Below are 17,827 nucleotides of genomic sequence, written 5' to 3' on the forward strand. Positions count from 1 at the left end.
GACAAAGGTGCAAGGAGATGGTTCTTTGAGAAAATATATTTACATAGGCATCGCTCTCGGTGGAGGGGCAGGATCTGCTGTACGTTATTGGCTTTCTGAAGCTTATAATCAAACCGGACTACTGCCCTATGGCACTTTATTGGTCAACTTGACTGGCTGCTTTCTGCTAAGTTTTTTCTTTCATAACTTTTTTACTTCTGCTTTGCCCGAGTCTGTCAAAAAAGGGATCACTACTGGATTTGCAGGGTCATTAACTACCTTTTCTACGTTTTCAATAGAAAGCATAGAACTGTTGCAGGAAAGCCTTTATGTAGGTGGTTGTTATCTCTCACTTTCGCTTATTGGAGGTATGATCATGACATGGGCTGGTTTTAAGTTAGGTGAGAGTGTATGATCTCATCTGTTATCGTATTTATGGGTGGAATGCTAGGAGCACTTCTCCGCTATGAACTAAGTCGATGGCTTAATAAGGATAGAACGATTCCGTGGGGAACAGGACTCGCAAATTTATCTGGGGGGATGCTGCTTGGTTATTTGATTGGTGCACAGGAATCGCTTAATATGCCTGACTGGGTCTGGCTGCTCGTAACAGTCGGATTTTGCGGTGGCTACACAACATTCTCCACGTTTAGTTACGAAGTAATGACATTGATGAAAAAAAGAGCTTATATGACTGCCTTTCTCTATGGAGCAGGATCTACCATGTTAACGATATTGGGCGCCGCCCTGTTACTTTAATTAGAAAAAGCCCCACGTCCTGTGGGGCCGATCCAAATTAACTGACGACTTCTTCCAGTACATGCATTTCTTCATGATCCAGAAGGTTCTTGTTAATCTCTTTATGAATTTCCTTATTCATATTTTCCTTTAGGTCTTCCGTTTCTTCCTTGTCGCCCACTAAATAAATGTGCTGCCACCCATACTGCTTGGCTTGCTTATCAATTGTGGGAGCAACACTTTTATACCAGCGATATCGATTAGCTTCAAATCGTTCTTGAAATTCATCTTGTTTTGAGCTTTTGGCACCACCAGATCCCATTGAGGCATCTGCATGATGGGGCCCTTGATGCTGACGCCAATCTTCTGTATCTAAGTCCAGTTCGAATAATTGGGTATCATTCAATGACCCGAGCTCCGCATCAATTAATTTAATATGATTTTTTTGAGTTAAGACAACCCCGGTCTTCGGAAAAGTCTCCTGCATTTCTTTTAACTGATCAAGTACGGGAGATTCTTCCCAATAAAATTCACTATTGACTGGCATCTGTAATCTTTCTGCAAACCATACCGAATCATCAGCTGTTGCAAAAAGCACTACACTTTTAGCGAAATGTTGTTCATTTTCCTGAATGTAATGATTTACTTTCTCTTTCACAGCTTCAAAATTTCGTTTTTCCTCAGAGTCTCCTTCTTCCTGAAGAAACGCTTCAAAATTATTGAACCCATTTTTCAAATGAATCCGCCATTCCCCGCCTTGCTGGTCCGGATCGGAAGGGTCTGTATTTAAATACATAGTGAAAACCCGATGAGGCTTCTCTAAATGTACATTTTCTAACTTTTTAATTTTATCATTCAGATTCATACAGTTCATCGACTCCTTTAATTATAAAATCTTTTCTACAGAACTATTTCCGTTTTGAAGATCGATTAAACTTGAACCCACTTTGAATCATCTTACCTTTGTCCTGTTTTCAATATCTGTACGTAATTCCTTCATCTCTTCGAAGAATCGTTTACGTTCATATTCATTCAATTTAGCCTGCCCATAGCGGACTTTTTGATATAAGTCTGTCCTTGCCACACTAAAGTTTTGACGCTTAAACCATTCCTCAATAGATTCATTCACCTTTCTCCCATATCCTTTTTTGTTTGAAAACTTTTCAAATCGATGAAATTCCCTGCGTACTGGATCAGTCCGTTTACTTCTCCAAAATGTCGGAGTCCTGCTTTCGTTCTTCCGTAATGTTTCACTTGATAAAGAAGAATAATAGACATGTTGAGCAGCTCGGTCTTCCTCTGCAGGTTGGCTCCTTTTACGACTCATTACAAAGATGACAATGATGATAGTGAGGGCTATCAAAAAAAGTGAACCCCATTCAATAACTTGACTAACTTCATCTACACGGTTTTCTTCCTGAATCAGATTCTTAAAATTTTCGTTCTTTCCTTCTTCCATTTGCCCATTGAGTTCTAGTATTGGCTTCTCGTCCAGCGCTTTAATGTTCGTAACATCTACTCCAACTGATTCTAATGTAAAGAGAAATCCCTTTACGCCTTTCAGAAACAAACCTGATGCCAGAAACCACGCTTTTTCCACGAGCCACCTGATTGGGCTTAATGCAAGTATCACCATGATTGTGCCTGCGATAAAAAGAACCAACCCACTTACAAGGTTCCTTGTTCCTTTCTTTCTTTCCCTTTGAGGTACTTGATAATAATGAGCCATTAGGTGACCAAATAAAATAACGGAACATTGTAAAATCAAAGCAAAAATCAGGATGTTTTCGTAGGAAAGAAGAACCTCAATAAATACAATCAAAATGCTGCTTAGGAGTATAATGGGCTGGTTTTCTTTATTAGGCTCATGTTCGTGAGCTAAAAATCTCCAAACTAAGATGACTGATATGATCATTGCAATGGATATCGGAAATTCAAACAAGAAAATCGCAACAATTGCTACGACGAGCGTTCCCAAAATAAAAGGGGCAAAGGTAACATCGCCCAAGCTTGCCACCTTAAAGCATAAAAAAGAAAATAGAATGATAAGCGCATAGAATAAGAAGTTAACGGTAAGTTCGCTGATTTGAATAATAGGAAATAAGAGAAAGTATACTAGGATGCCTTCACTAATATATTGATAAAATTGAGTCAGCAATTTTTGACTTTTAGGCATCCATTCCCCTCCTTTTATCTAGAGGAACGGCAAGCGCATGTCCTTCGTCTTCTACAATTTGAAACAAGCGCATCCCCTTACTTTGCCAAAGTTTCAGCTGTTGGCGAGACCTGTCAGTGATTTCTCCAATAATAATAATTGTTTTTCTTTTATACAGATGTAATTCCATTCCATGGATCAACTCATCGAAAGGTACTGTAAGCTGGTCTTTCCTTACCCTGGCTAGCGTTTCGAGCGATTTCCGCAAATGCTCTTTACCTGTTCCTTCTTCTTGGTAATAATATGGCGGACTTTGCTGTTTACGGGCATTAATAAACATATCCACCTGATAGCCATGCTTTACTGCATATTGATTTAAAAAGGCAGCATAGGATAGATGATTCTCGAGTTGCTTGGAAACATGAGCGTTTCCAAGCCTCGTTTCTTCGGTGATATTTACTACAATGGACCAGCTTATGTCTACCTGTTTCTCTAACACTTTCGTCCTTAATTGTTGTGTTTTAGCAGAGGCTTTCCAATGAATCCGATGAAAAGGGTCACTTGAGACATACTCTCTCGTACCTACCGGCGTCAAAACATCCTCATACGGCGAAAGCAATGCCGTCTGATTACCTTGCGCAATCTCAAAAATCGTTTCTATTCCTTTAATAGGCTTAAGCTCAGGATAAACGATCACTTCTGTCTCAAAATGGGGCAGGAACTTCAGTATACTCGAGTTAAAACTAATTAAATGAGGAAACATGAATTTTATATCTTTCATCTTCACTGCCCCTCTTCTCTTTGCAGTGACAGACAGTTGAATCGTGGTTTCTCCTTGCTTCATTAATGAAAGAGGCAAGGAATATTTGTATCCTTTAGAAGCATCGGAGTAGGGGTAGCTGTCCACGAGTACATTTTTTTCCATTAAAAATTGCAGCTTGCCATTGATCACCGGTGTCCTTGAATAATTTTGCAACCGAAAACGAATCTCCCCTTGATCGTTAGGAAACAGGCGAATCGTTTGTTTCCGGTTAACTAAATGAAGCTTGCTCGCACTCCATTTATTGTAAATTGCACTTGCCGCAAACAAAATGAGCATCACCCCTGATGGAATCAGCAGGATAGTTCTGTTAACATATACAGAGACAACAAACGTTACAATAAAAAAAGCCAGTAAAGTATCATTGAATTTACGCGATTCTAAATCGGCTACTTTGCTCCATTGTTTCAACTGCCTTCCCCTGCCTCCACTGGCACAGGTACTTCTTCCATTATTTCTGCAACGACCTGTTCTACCGTTTTTCTGATCGCTCCTTCCATTGAAAGCACTATACGATGTTCAAATACAAAAGGAACAAGCTTCTTCACATCGTCCGGCGTAGCATAAGTTCGCTCCCTTAATAAGGCTCTTGCCTGTACAGCTCGCATAAATACAAGTGCGCCTCTCGTACTAATCCCCAAGTCGATGTCTGGGTGGCTTCTCGTAAACCTGACTAAGTCGAGAAGATAATGAAGGGTATCTTCTGCCAACATGACTTCCTTTACTTTTTTGCGCAACCGGAGTACCTCTTCTTTTTCAAGAGAGGTTTTTAATTCTTGAAGCGGTTCCTCCAAACGATACGCATTTAAAATATTTGTTTCTTCTTCAAGGGATGGATAACCCATGTTTATTTTGAAAAGAAACCGATCGAGTTGTGCCTCCGGCAATGGGAATGTACCGTGGTTGCCCTCAATGGGATTTTGTGTAGCCATAACAAAGAATGGCGGTGCTATATGTAATGTCTCCCCATCGACAGTAGTTTGTTTCTCTTCCATTACTTCAAGAAGGCTTGACTGAGTCTTCGGAGTTGCCCGGTTAATTTCGTCAGCCAGGAGCACGTTAGTCATAACGGGGCCTTCCCTTAACTCAAACTCTTGTGTTTTGGGATTGAAGAACTGAATCCCTGTAACATCACTAGGCAGAACATCAGGTGTAAACTGGACCCGGCTGAATTTTCCGTTCATAATTTTGGCAAAACTTTTAGCAAGCTTTGTTTTTCCTGAGCCGGGAACACTTTCTAATAGCACATGACCATCTGCTAATATTGCAGTAAAAAGTAATTCAATGACTTCATCTTGGCCGATAATAACTTGACCAATGGATTTCTTTGCTTGTTCTATAGAATGCAACAACTAGATTTCCCCTTTCTACACTATACCGTACCCTTCATTGTATCATTAACAAAACGAGAAAGCGCTTACTGTGTCATTCTTTGCTGAATACTTTCCTTTCTGAATTAATGTACAAAACAGCCTGCTTTTGTAACAAAAGCAGGCTGTTTTTCGTTTCTATTATTTTGTCCACTCAGCAATAAGATCCTGATGATTGTCTATCCATTTTTGGGCACCTTCTTCAGGGGATTCCGCCTCATTCAATGCTCCCATTAAGCTGCCTAACTGTTGGTCATTTAGCATAAAGTTATCGAACCACTTCACAACCTCAGGCTGATCTTCCTCAAGTCCAAGTCTTGCTGCATAAGAAATGTCTTCAGAGTCTCCGTAAACATTTTTGGAATCCTCGAGGAATTTAAGATCCAACTCTGCAAAAGCCCAGTGCGGTTTCCATAGAGTTACTGCGATCGGTTCTTTTTCTTCCATTCTGTTTTTCAATTCCGCCATCATTGTTGGTCCAGAAGAGGATGCAAGAGAATAATTATCCAGATTGTACGCTTTTAATGCCTCTTTTGTTAATGACATAATACTAGCACCAGCATCGATGCCCACAATTTTTTGATCTGGAAACTTATCTGATTGCTTTTTAAGATCAGTTATTGTATTAACATCTTTCATATAAGAAGGGACAACAATTCCAAGTTTTGTTCCTTCATACCATGTATCTCGCCAGTCAATTTCCTCTTTATATTTTTCATAGAAAGCCTTATCTGTATGTGGCAGCCAAATCTCCATTCCTATATCTAAATCTCCACTTGATAAAGCTTCATACAGGAAACCTTTTTGAACTTGCTTAAGTTCAACGTTATATCCTTTATTCTCCAGGATGATCTTCCACATGTTTGATACTGCAACGTTTTCAGCCCAGTTATTCATCCCAATACTAATTGTTCCTTTGTCGCCTGACTTCTCATTCTTGCTGTCATCACTTGCGGAATCTGAACTTGACTCTCCACAGGCAGCAAGGATAAGGAGTGCACTAAGGCAAACAACAGGTAACCATTTACGCAAATTGTTCATAATTTGTTCCTCCTCAATTATTTAAGTAACTAATAGATTCCCGACGAAATTCAACACAATATCGTATTTTAACATAAATGTTGTTAAGTTTAAACGTTTTATTCTGTACAAAAAAATATTAATGATCAAAAAGGAAGAAATAACCACCTCAGGTCATCCAGAATCTGGATGACCTGAGGTGGTACAATATGGAATTATTTATTTTTCGTGTCTGTTGTGAACTCGTTGGTCTGCTTCTCGACTTCTTTCTAATGCCTCAAAATCTTCATGATCAGCAATTTCTTCAGAAAATTCTATATCACGTCCAGGGTGTTTTTGAGCATCAGGTGTTTGTGGTAATTTATGCTTTTTCTTACCTTTTCCGCTGTTATGTTCATCTCTTCCCATTGAAAACCCTCCTTCATTTTTATTGCTTTTATTATTTGCCCGAATAACGTTTCTATTCTATACTTACTGTAATTGAACTAGCTGTTTTCTAGGGTTCCGCAATTCAAACGATTGGACAGGACCAAGAGAAAACACACGACTTTTTAGTCGTGACACGGAGGGACAAAAGCCCGGGAGATATCTCACTTGTGAGGTATCTCCCCTTTTCATGGTCAAGGAGGGAATTGAATGAATAAAGAATGGTTCAAATTAGTAGTTGCGGCTTTCTTCGAAGTCGGCTGGGTGATTGGTCTTAAACATGCAGAAAGTGTATTGGCTTGGTCAGGAACCGCCTTAGCCATTTACGTTAGTTTTTACCTGCTCATCGCTTCAGGAAAGAAACTGCCAGTCGGTACTTCTTATGCTGTGTTTACTGGTCTGGGGACGGCGGGGACGGTATTGGCGGAGATTGTCTTGTTTGGAGTACCTTTTCAATGGATAAAAGTCATGCTGATCTTATTTTTGCTTAGTGGCATTGTAGGATTAAAACTCTTGACCGATTCACATGGACATGAGGAGCGTGAAACCGTATGAGCTGGATGGCATTGATCGCTGCGGGTCTATTCGAAATGTTTGGCGTATCCATGATCAACCAATTTCACAAATCACGAACTGTTTTATCACTTATTGCGATGATTTCCGGGTTTGTGCTTAGTTTTATTTTTTTATCAATAGCTATGAAAGAATTGCCAATGGGGACTGCCTATGCAGTCTGGACTGGAACAGGAGCAGCCGGAGGAGCTATTCTTGGCATGATCTTTTTTGATGAGCCCAATGATTGGAAACGTCTAATTTGTATAGGCGTGATTATTGCAGCAGCTGTTGGGTTAAAATTAATCAGCTAAAAAAAGCCCGCCTTTCTCTTTTCAGGGAAGGCCGGGCTTTCGTTTTAATTATGGATGAACAAGTCAAAGACATATCCAAAGTCTTTGATATGATACTTTTTCTTTGTTTCCAATAGCCAATCAAAAGTAGATTCATTAATATCCTTAAATTCAGCTGAAACACTGGATTCCTGGCTTCGGCTATTTTGGAGCGTGGCGGAAGCTGTTTGTAAACTTTGTTTCGCATACCCAGTCAAAATATCGTTCTCCTGATTAATTTCAGCTATTTTCAGCAACGATTTATACAGATCCTTAAGATCTTCAATAAATTTCTTATGCACATCAATATCAAAGTGTGTATTTCCTAATTGAAATTTAATCTCTACATCCAAATCAATCGTACCAGCCGTTTCCAGCTCAACGTTTGTGAACTGATTTGTACTATATGCATATCTGCGAAGCGTACGCTGTTTGCTTGCTGCACTAGTCCCATCCACATGGATCAAAGCTTTATTTGTAAAGCAATACTCATCGGATTTTGATTTAATCAGGAAATAAATCTTCTCATCATCTTCATGCATCACATAATCATCAGCATCTACTTTATCATAGTCTTCTGGTTTGATAACACTGCCTATATCACTTAAACCTAAAGCATCTGTAGCCATCTTTTTAAACATCTCACTCATCCCCTCAATATTTACTATCATTCGCCCCCATTCTATCATGAATCCAAGTCAAATTGGCCGACTTTAAATGGAAAACCCAAAAACTCCCACCTCAGGTCATCCATAATATGGATGACCTGAGGTGGGAGATATAGGAAATTTAAGTTATGAGCTTTGCATGGTTTTAGCGGCGGAAACATGGCTGCTTCTGGTAATGGAGAAATATGCTGTGCCTAATGCTAATAGAACAAACACTCCCCCAACTGATGCATTGTGGACAACAGATGTCTGTTCGATAACCAATGCTCCTACCGTAGAACCTAATGCAATCCCAAAATGAAGCGCGGAATTATTTAAACTTTGCTGAATTTCTGACGTTTCCGGTGCAGCGTTAATCAGATAACTTTGCTGAGCGGGAGTGATGGCCCAGCTAAGCATACTCCATATCATCATAACGGCTAAGAATAATGGAAGGGAAAAGGTGACAAACGGTATCATGAAAATAGCGATGGCGAAGATAACAATAATACCAATAATGCTTCGCTCCGCTCCCCATTTATCAGAAATAACACCGCCAATGCCTCCACCTAAAACTGCTGCAATCCCAAATATTAAATACGCGACGCTCACCCATGTAGCATTTAAACCCATTGTTGACTTTAGAAACGGGGTCAAATAGGCATATAAAGTTAAGTGACCTGTTAGAAAAAAGAACGATGTCATCTGGGCACTAAAAATTTTATTATTCTTTAATGTGCGAATCTGTTCTCTTAATGGAATGATTGGTTTCGGTTCAATTTTTTCCAAGAAAACCGCTACACCGATCATCGACAACAGTGTTAGAATGGCAATAAATAAAAACGGAGCACGCCAGCCAAAGGCATTACCGAGTGTTAACCCAATAGGAACTCCCAAAACTAGTGATGCACTAACTCCCATAAAAATGATTCCGATCGCTCGGGCCCGATATTCTTTTTCTACAATGGAAGAAGCAAGCGTAACTCCTAACACAACGAGCAAGGAGCCGCTTGCAGCCGATATTACTCTTGCGATCATAATGATTGAATAATTGGGACTCCAAAACGCGAGTAGATTCCCTAGGAAAAAGATCAATAAACAAACAAGCGTTAACCGTTTACGTTCATATTTAGCTGTGACTGTTAACAAAACAGGGGAAGAAATAGCAAAAACAAGCGAAAAAATAGTAATAAGTAGTCCAGCTTGCCCTAGAGTTACATTCAAATCTTCTGCTATTAAATCTAATGTTCCGCCAATAATTAACTCCACTGTTCCTACAACAAAAGAAACAACCGCCAACATGTATACTTTTTTATTCATCGTGTCATGTCCCTCTCTATATTGGTTACCACTAAGATGGTAACCAATTACACTAAAAAAGACAAGAGGTAATTCGACATACATTTTACGAAATGATTAAATATGTGTATTCTTTAAACACTAAAGCTTTTAAAAATGAGGTGTATATAAATGCTGCAGAAGTTTGGATTTACTCAGTATGAAAGCCAAATATTTGAGGTATTAACAGCAAGCAGCGAGCCGCTTGATGCTAGTTCAATTGTAAAATATTCACATGTGCCAAAATCTAAAGTTTATGAAGTACTTGGGCGATTAGTAGAAAAAGGTTTAATACTTACTTCGTTTCAAGAAAGAAAGAAATTATATACAGCACTTCCTTTAGACATAACGATTGAGAAACTAACACGCGAATTTCAAGAAAATGTCGAGGCATTAAAACACCGCGAATATAAAATGACGCCAAATGATGACCGGGTATGGACGATACAGGATCATCCAGCTATTATTTCTCTGACCGAAGACCTTATCAGCCGCGCCGAACAATCAATTTATATATCCGGCTGGAGTGATGATATCCAGCCGCTCCTCTCAGAATTAGAACGCATGAATCGGGAAAACATTAAAATTGAAGTGTTATCTGTTGGAGATGTAAAAACATTACTGAGTGATACCCATGTCCTTCTTCCTGTCGAAAAACATGAGGCGTTAGAAAGACATAAGCTGATTATTATCGATGAAAAAGAAATACTCTTTGCAGGGTTAGAACAGGAGACCTGGCAAGGAATCGCCACCATGTCCAGCCCACTTGTTAAGTTTTTCACTGAATTCTTTTATCACGACGTAGCCCTCACAGAAATCACAAAAAAGTACGAGTCCACACTTATGCAAGATGAAAAAATAAAAAACATACTGATGAAACTGCGGTATTAAAACACCCATAATTATCCACCTCAGGTCATCCAAAATTTGGATGACCTGAGGTGGATAATTTTTCTATTCGAGCATAAAATAGCCTCGATGCTGAATGGCATCGAGGCTATTTAAAAGGGAAGCAATTTTCTTCTGTATAGTCTTATAATCATCTCAATAAAAAATGGTGAAAATCTTTTTGGAAAAAAACGTTTCTGATAATAAGAATAATAGGCTCTTTTCAAATCTGGCCAATGTTGACATTCCTTCTCTTGAGAAAAGCGTACCACATCAATCACTTTAATCTGCTGATCATTTGTCAGCATTATATTTCTTAAATGTATATCTGAAGGGTTGAGTCCTTTACTGCGGGCATAATCCAAGGCTTCATCAACCATAGCTACCATACGTGGCGTAATCGGGATTCCACACACTAAACAATCATAAAAGGTGACGCCATCTAAATACTCAAGAACTAAGTATCCTTCCCCGACTTCAATCAGTTCTGGATAATAAATATAGTTTGAAAGCTGTTCATAAATCTTCCCTTCCTTTTCAGCCAATCCTTGCTGTTCGGAGTAAAAAATTTTAACAGCCTGCATCGTGTCTTTGATTCGGAATACGGCCGCGCTTCTACCCTGACCTACAAGTTGAAGCTCATCAGGTATTTCAATGACTTGATCCTCGTCAATTTGGACGGTGCTGATCAATTCTTTGATTGTTTTCATAGCTATCCCCTCATTTGCAACCCTTTAAGAATATTCCTTGCTCTCTCATTATATCAAACCTATAGAAATTATTATTACAATATGTTTGGGCATTAAAATTATGTAAACTTAAAGAGCTGCCATTGCGGCAGCTCCTTGTCTAATCTTCATCTTGTTCCTGTTCAAATTCGATCACTTCACCAGTTTGCCCATGAACCTTAACTTCGTATTCATTGTTTCCATCCTTAAATTCAAAGTCATAATGCCCATCGTCTAATTCAGCTTCTACCATTTCACCTTCAGCCTCTTTTTTGGCAATGGCTGTCGCCTCATTCATAGACAATTTGACGTTAGCGTTAGCTTCATTTTCCGACTCATCATCCCTGTCATCATCGCGATCAACCTCAATAACTTTCCCCGTCTCCGCATCTACCTCTACATCTGTTTCCTTACCTTTTTCCCCTTTAACTTGAACATCATAAATTCGTTGTCCGTCATCGGTCTCCATTTCTATTTTTTCGGTCGTGCCATTGACTTCTTTTTCAACAATTTGCTTTGCTTCACCTTTCGTTATTGGCGTCTTTTGACTAGACGTATCCGTCCCTGTCGCAGCGGCCACTCCAATTGCTCCACCTAGAACCACAACTCCAGCAACACCAACAGTCATTAATTTTCTTTTCACTTCTTAACTCCTCCTTTATTTAAGTTCTACTCTCAATATAGACAAGAAAAGTGAGTGATCCCTTAGAATAAAATGAGAATTTCATGAGAAATGTATGTTCTATTTGTAAATCCATCATCTTAAAGCTAATAAAAACCAGAAACACTTTTTCTAATCGTCCCAGCTCAACTTGATCTCGCCGGTAATTGCATTAATTTGCACCGTCGCTTCCGTCTCCTCTCCATTCTCAATATCGATTAGGTAAAAAAACTGACCATTCTCTTCCTCATATTCGACATCCTCAATAGTTCCTGAAACTTGTTTCAGTGCAAGTTTCTGAGCTTGTTCTTCCGTAATCGGCGGGTTAGTCCCTTGCGGTTTACCTTCCTGACTAGTATTCTGATCATTGTCCGTAACCGACTTTTCTTGAATCACGTCGCCCGTTTCAGTCATAATCAGTTTCACTTTTTTATCTTCAAGCTTTATCTCCACTTCATACTGTAATTGATTCCCGTCTTTTCTTTCTTTCAGGGAGGTGATTTTACCACTGTATTCCTGCTCTACCTGTTTTCTAATTTTAGACTCGGTTGATTCCGGCTGCTTCGTTGTTAAACGTTCCATGTCATTAATCTTACTCGTCGATTTATCTACTTGTATTTGATATTCTCCCGTGTCTCGTTCAATTGTGAAAATAAACTCATCATGTATTTCATCGATTTGAACGATTTTCCCACTGTACTGATTTTTAATCAGCTTTTTCGCATCACCTATAGATAGAGGCTCTGCGGACGTGACGCTTTGAACAATCTGCCACATGAGTACAATTAAAAGAATAAGCACTCCAAGAGAAAGCAGAATTCTCGTTACCTTCCTATTCACAGTCATGCCTCCCCATCCGTTTTACTGCTTACTATACAAGAATAAAATGAGAAATCACTGAGAAAGAGGAAGTTTGATTATCGCCTGCGTCCCTGCCCTCTCCTCACTGTGCAATAGTAGTTCCGCATCCATCACTCGTGCCAAATCCTCAGCAAGGGCCAGACCCAATCCAAAGCCTCCAGACTTTCTAGTACGAGCTTTGTCCACTCGATAAAAACGTTCAAATACTCTTTCCAGATCTTCTTGGCTCATACCAATTCCCTGATCGATGATATGAATATGAGCCCATCCCTCTTTCCTAAAGGCGTCTACTTGAATCTCTTTCTCACTGTACTTTCTTGCATTATCCATAAAAATATAGAGAAGCTGCTTCAACTTCTGTGCATCCGCTAACACGCTCAAACCTTCCTCGACGGATACTCCCACACGTCGCTTATACGCTTTCTCAAATGCACGCATACTTTCTTGTAAAAAAGTACTCAGTTCGATTTCCGTTAAGTCTACATTCCAATACTCATCATGTTTAGCTAACAACAGAAGCTGTTGCGTTAAATTCTTCATGCGAACCGCTTCTGAATGAATGGCTTCGACTGATTCATCAAAAAGTGCTTCATCGTTTCTCCCCCGACGCTCCAGGAGACTGGAATACGATTCAATAACCGTTAAAGGAGTCTTTAATTCGTGGGAGGCATTCGAAACAAATTGTTCCTGCTTTTCATAATTTGCTTGTAATAAAGTAATCATTTCATTGAATGTTTCTCCCATTACATACAATTCATCTTTGGATTTCTCTGGAAGTTCCAGCTGTTTAAAGCGTCCACTTTCCCGAATGTCTTGCATCGTACTCGTCATAGAAGTGATGGGGTGTGTAATCAAGTTACTCAAAAACCTTGCTGATATAAACAGTGGAATGATCGCAATCAGGGTGACAACGATGAGAACAATTTGTAGTACATGTAAATTCTGGTCTGTTGTTTCCAGGCTTTCGATCACCTGCAAGGCAGCCACTTCTCCATTAATCAATATAATGGGAACCGAAACCAATGCATGCTTAGTACCCTGATATTCAGTAGTCCTTGTGACCTCTTCGGAATAAAACGGAACAGAGACATCACGAAGGTCGCTATTGCCTGAAGAGGCCGCAGCAGACTTTACTGCTCCATCCTGCATAACGATTTTCACAAATCCATTAACAGGTACATATGCTCGTAAAAGCTCAGCAATTGGTACACTGGATTGATTATCATTCAAAGTTGCAACAATATTCTCTGCTTCCGCCTCAGTCTGTTCTAATTCACTCGTAAACATCATCCGGCTAAAAGTAAAATAAACAGCTGTGTTAATCAAAACGAGCAGGACTACAAACAAGACTGTTGTGTACAAATGAATTTTATTTCTTAACTTCATCGCGGATCCTTCAATACGTACCCAACTCCGCGAACCGTTTGAATTAACGCAGGGTCATACTTTTTGTCCATCTTATTTCGTATGTAACGAATGTACACATCCACAACATTCGTGTCCCCATAATAATCATAGCCCCAAACGGCATCGAGGATTTGTTCGCGATTCAACACCTGACGTTTATTTTTCATTAAGTAGGCAAGCAGATTGAATTCTTTAGGAGTAAGTTCTATAGAGTGGCCATCCCTTATGACTTCATGTGTCTGTTCATTAAGACGTAAATCCGCTGCTTGGATCCAACCTGCTTTACCATCACCTGCGGTTGAAGCATGAGTTCTTAATACTGCACGTACTCTTGCCAGAAGTTCCTCTATTTGAAAAGGTTTTGTTATATAATCGTTCGCTCCCAGATCAAGTCCCGATACCTTATCTTCAACGGAATCCTTGGCTGTCAACATAATCACGGCGATTTGTTGATCATCAGAACGAATTCTTCGTAATAGTTCTATTCCACTTATCCCTGGCAGCATAATATCGAGAAGTAGCAAATCCCAATGTCCCTCACGATATTTTTGCAGCCCTTCCATTCCGTCAAAAGCTTTTACCACTTCATATCCCTCATAAGTCAGTTCAAGCTCAAGTACTCGGGCAATTTTCTCTTCATCTTCAACGATCAATATCCTTGCTTTTTCCAAGTTTTCTCCCCCTCCTCAGCTATATGATTACCGCCATTCTAGCACATTTTTATTAAAAAAAGCTCACCGCCTTCATTTAGGGGTGAGCGTGTTGAGATTATTCATGTTTATTAGAAATGTCTTTTCCTTTATGACTGACAAGACGTCCATTTTCATCAACTTGATCAATCTTAGCATCGTGCGTACCTTCCGTTAACGTATCCGATACTTGCTCGTGTGTGGTGGCAAGCCCCTGCGAAGTATCATCCCTTCGTTCATAATCGGCTGATTCATAACGACGGTCACCAATTGATTTCGATTTCTTATTTTGTTCACTCATACAATACCTCCTCGTCTTCAGTCCTAGCATTCGCAAATTGAAAAAGAATAACCATCTATTCTCCTGCAAACAATAGATATTACAGAAGTAAGAAAAGGAGTCTATACGATGAAGGCTGTGACTTATCAAGGAATCAAAGATGTCAAAGTAAAAGAAGTTCCGAACGCCTCTCTCCAAAAGAAAGACGATATTTTAGTAAGGATTACCAATACGGCAATATGCGGTTCCGATTTACACCTGGTCCACGGGATGATTCCGCACACTCCGGAAGACTATATAATCGGTCATGAACCAATGGGAATTGTTGAGGAAGTCGGGCCAGAAGTCACAAGGGTAAAAAAAGGAGACCGAGTCATCGTCCCCTTTAACGTATCCTGCGGGGAATGTATGTACTGTAAAATGGACCTGGAAAGTCAATGTGACCGTTCCAATGACTTTGGCGAAGCAGGGGCATACTTTGGTTATTCAGAAACGTACGGCGGATTTCCCGGCGGTCAAGCCGAACTGCTTCGCGTTCCTTATGGAAACTTCACCCCATTTGTCGTACCAGAAGATGCTGAGCTAGAAGATGAACAACTGCTTTTCCTATCTGATATTGTCCCAACTGCATACTGGGGGATCGAACAGGCAGAAGTCAAGAGGGATGATACAGTTGTCATCCTAGGGTGCGGTCCTGTTGGATTGCTAGCCCAAAAATTCGCCTGGATGAAAGGCGCCAAACGAGTAATTGCAATTGATTATGTCGGTTATCGGCTGGAGCATGCAAGGCGAACAAATAAAGTTGAGGTCTTTGATTTCTCTAAAGAAAAGGACCTTGGTTCACACATTAAAGAAATCACGGGCGGAGGTGCTGATGCTGTAGTTGATTGCGTCGGTATGGATGGTAAGAAAAATGTTGCGGAAATGATTGAAAGTGCCTTAAAACTTCAAGGTGGAGCAATGGGAGCGATTCAACTAGCCAGTAAAGTGGTTAGAAAAGGTGGAACGGTAAGCCTTGTAGGAGTGTATGGAACTCGATATAATCAATTCCCGCTCGGTGACTTTTTTTCGAGGAATATTACGTTAAAAATGGGACAGGCACCGGTCATCCACTTTATGCCTAAATTGTACAAGATGATTAAAAATGAGGAATTTGATCCAACAGATATCATTACACATAGACTGCCACTTGATAAAGCTGAACATGGTTATGATATTTTTGATGAAAAGCATGACGATTGTATAAAAGTTATCTTAACACCATAAATGGATAACCGTTAAGTAAGAGTTTATACTAAACTATGGAGGTGTAAGGCATGAGCAAAAAGAGCAATTCCGAGAAAAGAAAAGTTCCGCCAACTGTTAACAAACAAGGTCTAACAGAAGATGTTGCTGACCAGCAGCCAGATTCTCAGTTAGAACAACGTACCAAAAGGAGAAATACTAAATAAGAAAAAGCTGACTGCCTTAGTCAGCTTTTTCCTTTTTCCAGCATCTCTTTCACGAATGCGGTATACCTATCTGTCGGATAGGATTGATATATGATTTGGGATAATCTGATTGGGTCACCAAAAAAGAACTTCTCATATAACGATTGCCTTGATCCAAACGAACTCATACAAAGATCAAAGGCTAACGTAAAAAGCTGAACACGATCGCGTCCCTTCACTTCAAACCCCTGCAAATAATGATCTAGTTCGCTGCCAATGCTGGAGTGAAATTGGGATTCTTCCATCAGCGTAACCATTCCGCTGGCACCAAGCAATTGAATAATTTCTGTAAACCTTGGATAAGTTTCCTGAAATTGGTTCACTGCTACATAGAGCGGAATTTTATCTGGAATCATTACTCCTTCTGCATTAAGACTCGCATTTATCTCCGAAGCTATAAGCAGCGCCTTTGAGGATTCAAGCCCTTTCACGATTTCTGCCACTTTGCTTTGTACATGCTGATATTCACTAATATTAATCGTGTCGACAATCATCTTGGCAAGGCCGAGAATAAACTCCATTTTAATCACTTGGCGAGAAACAATCTGATGAAGGGTAAACGGGACAAAATTACCTTTTAAATAAAAGTCATTTGCAACCTTCACATCATCGTAAAAGAAGACCCGTTCCCACGGCACTAACACATCATCAAAAATAACAACTGTGTCCATCTCTTCAAACCTTGAGCTAAGTGGAGCATTAAAGGACGAAGCATCTTTCACAAAGGAGGGTCGGCAAGCGAACTTTAGCCCATCTGTATCACTTGGAATTGAAAAGGCAAAGGCATGGGATTTATCTTGCACCCCCGGCGCTGAGAATACGATGATTTCATCCGTTATCCCTCCCTGAGTTGCGAGTAATTTTGCTCCTCTCACAACAATTCCTTCTTCGATTCGCCTCACCACTCTCGCGTTCGTTTGGTCTTCATCTAAGAAAGATAGTTGCGAACGGTTATTCTGGGGATTTACAAAAGTGTGAGTAAAAGAGAGGTCCTGTGAACGAGCATATTCATAGAACTGTTCTAAATGTTCCGGGAAACAGTTAGGTTTATCCTTTAATAAATGAACAGAGCTCGCAAAGGCAGCTAACACTGTATTCATATAATCAGGACTTCTACCCATTAATCCAGCTGAATGACGCGCCCAAACTTGCACCATTTTTCGGCGTCGCTCAAGGTCTGGTTTAGAAGCTGGGATTAAATAGGACATCCCCATTAGCTCTTTATTCTTTTGAGGAGTGTATGTCATGACCTCTTTTAATTTCTCTATGTGCTGTAAATCATATAATTCAGCTTGACTTTGCACGACTCCCTGAAATGCAGGATGTTCAGAAATCCTCCCCTTCACCTTATCTCCCTCAATCCACACTTCTGTATCTAATCGATCAATCCCTTCCTTATATTGTTTCCCTGTGCGCACCACCATGTTCTCACTCCTGTCATTTGAT

At 39.9% G+C, this 17,827-nt stretch carries 22 protein-coding genes and 1 riboswitch; of the genes, 7 read left to right on the forward strand and 15 right to left on the reverse strand.

The window, feature by feature from the left end:
- Nucleotides 1-25 precede the first annotated feature (25 nt).
- Both crcB (G6R08_RS03890) and crcB (G6R08_RS03895) read left to right on the forward strand, forming a co-directional pair.
- Nucleotides 26-394: a fluoride efflux transporter CrcB gene (crcB, locus tag G6R08_RS03890; protein WP_163526766.1), complete on the forward strand. Its 369-nt coding sequence runs from the start codon at nucleotides 26-28 to the stop codon at nucleotides 392-394.
- A complete protein-coding gene (gene crcB / locus G6R08_RS03895) occupies nucleotides 391-738 on the forward strand; it encodes a fluoride efflux transporter CrcB (protein ID WP_163526767.1) in 348 nt (115 codons plus the stop codon). Before crcB (G6R08_RS03890) ends, crcB (G6R08_RS03895) begins: the two co-directional genes overlap by 4 nt.
- Nucleotides 739-775: 37 nt before the next feature.
- On the opposite strand, the gene G6R08_RS03900 is transcribed toward crcB (G6R08_RS03895), so the two are convergent.
- The 6 genes from G6R08_RS03900 to G6R08_RS03925 form a co-directional block, all read right to left on the reverse strand.
- Nucleotides 776-1,582 (reverse strand): VLRF1 family aeRF1-type release factor, encoded by an 807-nt coding sequence (locus G6R08_RS03900; RefSeq protein WP_163526768.1) that lies wholly within the window; start codon nucleotides 1,580-1,582, stop codon nucleotides 776-778.
- An 87-nt stretch (nucleotides 1,583-1,669) separates the two neighbouring features.
- Nucleotides 1,670-2,893: a hypothetical protein gene (locus G6R08_RS03905; protein WP_163526769.1), complete on the reverse strand. Its 1,224-nt coding sequence runs from the start codon at nucleotides 2,891-2,893 to the stop codon at nucleotides 1,670-1,672.
- Nucleotides 2,886-4,103, reverse strand: coding sequence for a DUF58 domain-containing protein (locus G6R08_RS03910; RefSeq protein WP_163526770.1), 1,218 nt, complete (start codon nucleotides 4,101-4,103; stop codon nucleotides 2,886-2,888). The genes G6R08_RS03905 and G6R08_RS03910 overlap by 8 nt, the downstream gene beginning before the upstream one ends.
- A complete protein-coding gene (locus G6R08_RS03915) occupies nucleotides 4,100-5,041 on the reverse strand; it encodes an AAA family ATPase (RefSeq protein ID WP_163531096.1) in 942 nt (313 codons plus the stop codon). Before G6R08_RS03915 ends, G6R08_RS03910 begins: the two co-directional genes overlap by 4 nt.
- Before the next feature lie 162 nt (nucleotides 5,042-5,203).
- A complete protein-coding gene (locus G6R08_RS03920) occupies nucleotides 5,204-6,103 on the reverse strand; it encodes a glycine betaine ABC transporter substrate-binding protein (protein ID WP_163526771.1) in 900 nt (299 codons plus the stop codon).
- A gap of 198 nt (nucleotides 6,104-6,301) precedes the next feature.
- A complete protein-coding gene (locus G6R08_RS03925) occupies nucleotides 6,302-6,490 on the reverse strand; it encodes a YfhD family protein (protein WP_163526772.1) in 189 nt (62 codons plus the stop codon).
- A gap of 77 nt (nucleotides 6,491-6,567) precedes the next feature.
- Nucleotides 6,568-6,669: riboswitch (guanidine-I (ykkC/yxkD leader) on the forward strand.
- Nucleotides 6,670-6,718: 49 nt separating this feature from the next.
- Here G6R08_RS03925 and G6R08_RS03930 point away from each other — a divergent pair.
- Nucleotides 6,719-7,063 (forward strand): DMT family transporter, encoded by a 345-nt coding sequence (locus tag G6R08_RS03930; protein ID WP_163526773.1) that lies wholly within the window; start codon nucleotides 6,719-6,721, stop codon nucleotides 7,061-7,063.
- A complete protein-coding gene (locus G6R08_RS03935; protein ID WP_163526774.1) occupies nucleotides 7,060-7,374 on the forward strand; it encodes a DMT family transporter in 315 nt (104 codons plus the stop codon). Before G6R08_RS03930 ends, G6R08_RS03935 begins: the two co-directional genes overlap by 4 nt.
- Before the next feature lie 44 nt (nucleotides 7,375-7,418).
- On the opposite strand, the gene G6R08_RS03940 is transcribed toward G6R08_RS03935, so the two are convergent.
- Both G6R08_RS03940 and G6R08_RS03945 read right to left on the reverse strand, forming a co-directional pair.
- Nucleotides 7,419-8,033 (reverse strand): PH domain-containing protein, encoded by a 615-nt coding sequence (locus G6R08_RS03940; protein WP_163526775.1) that lies wholly within the window; start codon nucleotides 8,031-8,033, stop codon nucleotides 7,419-7,421.
- A 153-nt stretch (nucleotides 8,034-8,186) separates the two neighbouring features.
- Nucleotides 8,187-9,359, reverse strand: a complete 1,173-nt coding sequence (locus G6R08_RS03945) for an MFS transporter (RefSeq protein ID WP_163526776.1) — start codon at nucleotides 9,357-9,359, stop codon at nucleotides 8,187-8,189.
- Nucleotides 9,360-9,509: 150 nt separating this feature from the next.
- Here G6R08_RS03945 and G6R08_RS03950 point away from each other — a divergent pair, with 150 nt between their 5' ends.
- Nucleotides 9,510-10,268 (forward strand): TrmB family transcriptional regulator, encoded by a 759-nt coding sequence (locus G6R08_RS03950; RefSeq protein WP_163526777.1) that lies wholly within the window; start codon nucleotides 9,510-9,512, stop codon nucleotides 10,266-10,268.
- A gap of 110 nt (nucleotides 10,269-10,378) precedes the next feature.
- On the opposite strand, the gene G6R08_RS03955 is transcribed toward G6R08_RS03950, so the two are convergent.
- The 6 genes from G6R08_RS03955 to G6R08_RS03980 form a co-directional block, all read right to left on the reverse strand.
- On the reverse strand, nucleotides 10,379-10,975 hold the full coding sequence (locus tag G6R08_RS03955; protein WP_163526778.1) for a serine/threonine-protein kinase: 597 nt from the start codon (nucleotides 10,973-10,975) through the stop codon (nucleotides 10,379-10,381).
- A gap of 139 nt (nucleotides 10,976-11,114) precedes the next feature.
- Nucleotides 11,115-11,636 carry a PepSY domain-containing protein gene (locus tag G6R08_RS03960; protein WP_163526779.1) on the reverse strand — a complete coding sequence of 174 codons (522 nt, stop codon included), beginning with the start codon at nucleotides 11,634-11,636 and terminating at the stop codon, nucleotides 11,115-11,117.
- A gap of 150 nt (nucleotides 11,637-11,786) precedes the next feature.
- Nucleotides 11,787-12,494, reverse strand: a complete 708-nt coding sequence (locus G6R08_RS03965) for a PepSY domain-containing protein (RefSeq protein WP_163526780.1) — start codon at nucleotides 12,492-12,494, stop codon at nucleotides 11,787-11,789.
- A gap of 54 nt (nucleotides 12,495-12,548) precedes the next feature.
- Nucleotides 12,549-13,901 (reverse strand): sensor histidine kinase, encoded by a 1,353-nt coding sequence (locus G6R08_RS03970; RefSeq protein ID WP_163526781.1) that lies wholly within the window; start codon nucleotides 13,899-13,901, stop codon nucleotides 12,549-12,551.
- Entirely contained in the window at nucleotides 13,898-14,593 is a 696-nt protein-coding gene (locus G6R08_RS03975) for a response regulator transcription factor (protein ID WP_163526782.1), read from the reverse strand. Before G6R08_RS03975 ends, G6R08_RS03970 begins: the two co-directional genes overlap by 4 nt.
- A gap of 97 nt (nucleotides 14,594-14,690) precedes the next feature.
- The gene (locus G6R08_RS03980; protein WP_163526783.1) at nucleotides 14,691-14,912 is read right to left on the reverse strand and encodes a YozQ family protein; all 222 of its coding nucleotides are present in this window, start codon (nucleotides 14,910-14,912) and stop codon (nucleotides 14,691-14,693) included.
- A 108-nt stretch (nucleotides 14,913-15,020) separates the two neighbouring features.
- On the opposite strand from G6R08_RS03980, the gene G6R08_RS03985 reads away from it, so the two are divergent.
- Entirely contained in the window at nucleotides 15,021-16,157 is a 1,137-nt protein-coding gene (locus tag G6R08_RS03985) for a zinc-dependent alcohol dehydrogenase (RefSeq protein WP_163526784.1), read from the forward strand.
- 50 nt (nucleotides 16,158-16,207) lie between these two features.
- Nucleotides 16,208-16,342: a hypothetical protein gene (locus tag G6R08_RS22235; RefSeq protein ID WP_275897922.1), complete on the forward strand. Its 135-nt coding sequence runs from the start codon at nucleotides 16,208-16,210 to the stop codon at nucleotides 16,340-16,342.
- 20 nt (nucleotides 16,343-16,362) lie between these two features.
- Here the strand turns inward: G6R08_RS22235 and hpaB are convergent, their stop codons facing one another.
- Nucleotides 16,363-17,805, reverse strand: a complete 1,443-nt coding sequence (hpaB, locus tag G6R08_RS03990; protein WP_163526785.1) for a 4-hydroxyphenylacetate 3-monooxygenase, oxygenase component — start codon at nucleotides 17,803-17,805, stop codon at nucleotides 16,363-16,365.
- Nucleotides 17,806-17,827 lie beyond the last annotated feature (22 nt).

It is taken from the genome of Halobacillus ihumii, from assembly GCF_902726645.1.
GTDB lineage: Bacteria > Bacillota > Bacilli > Bacillales > Halobacillaceae > Halobacillus_A > Halobacillus_A ihumii.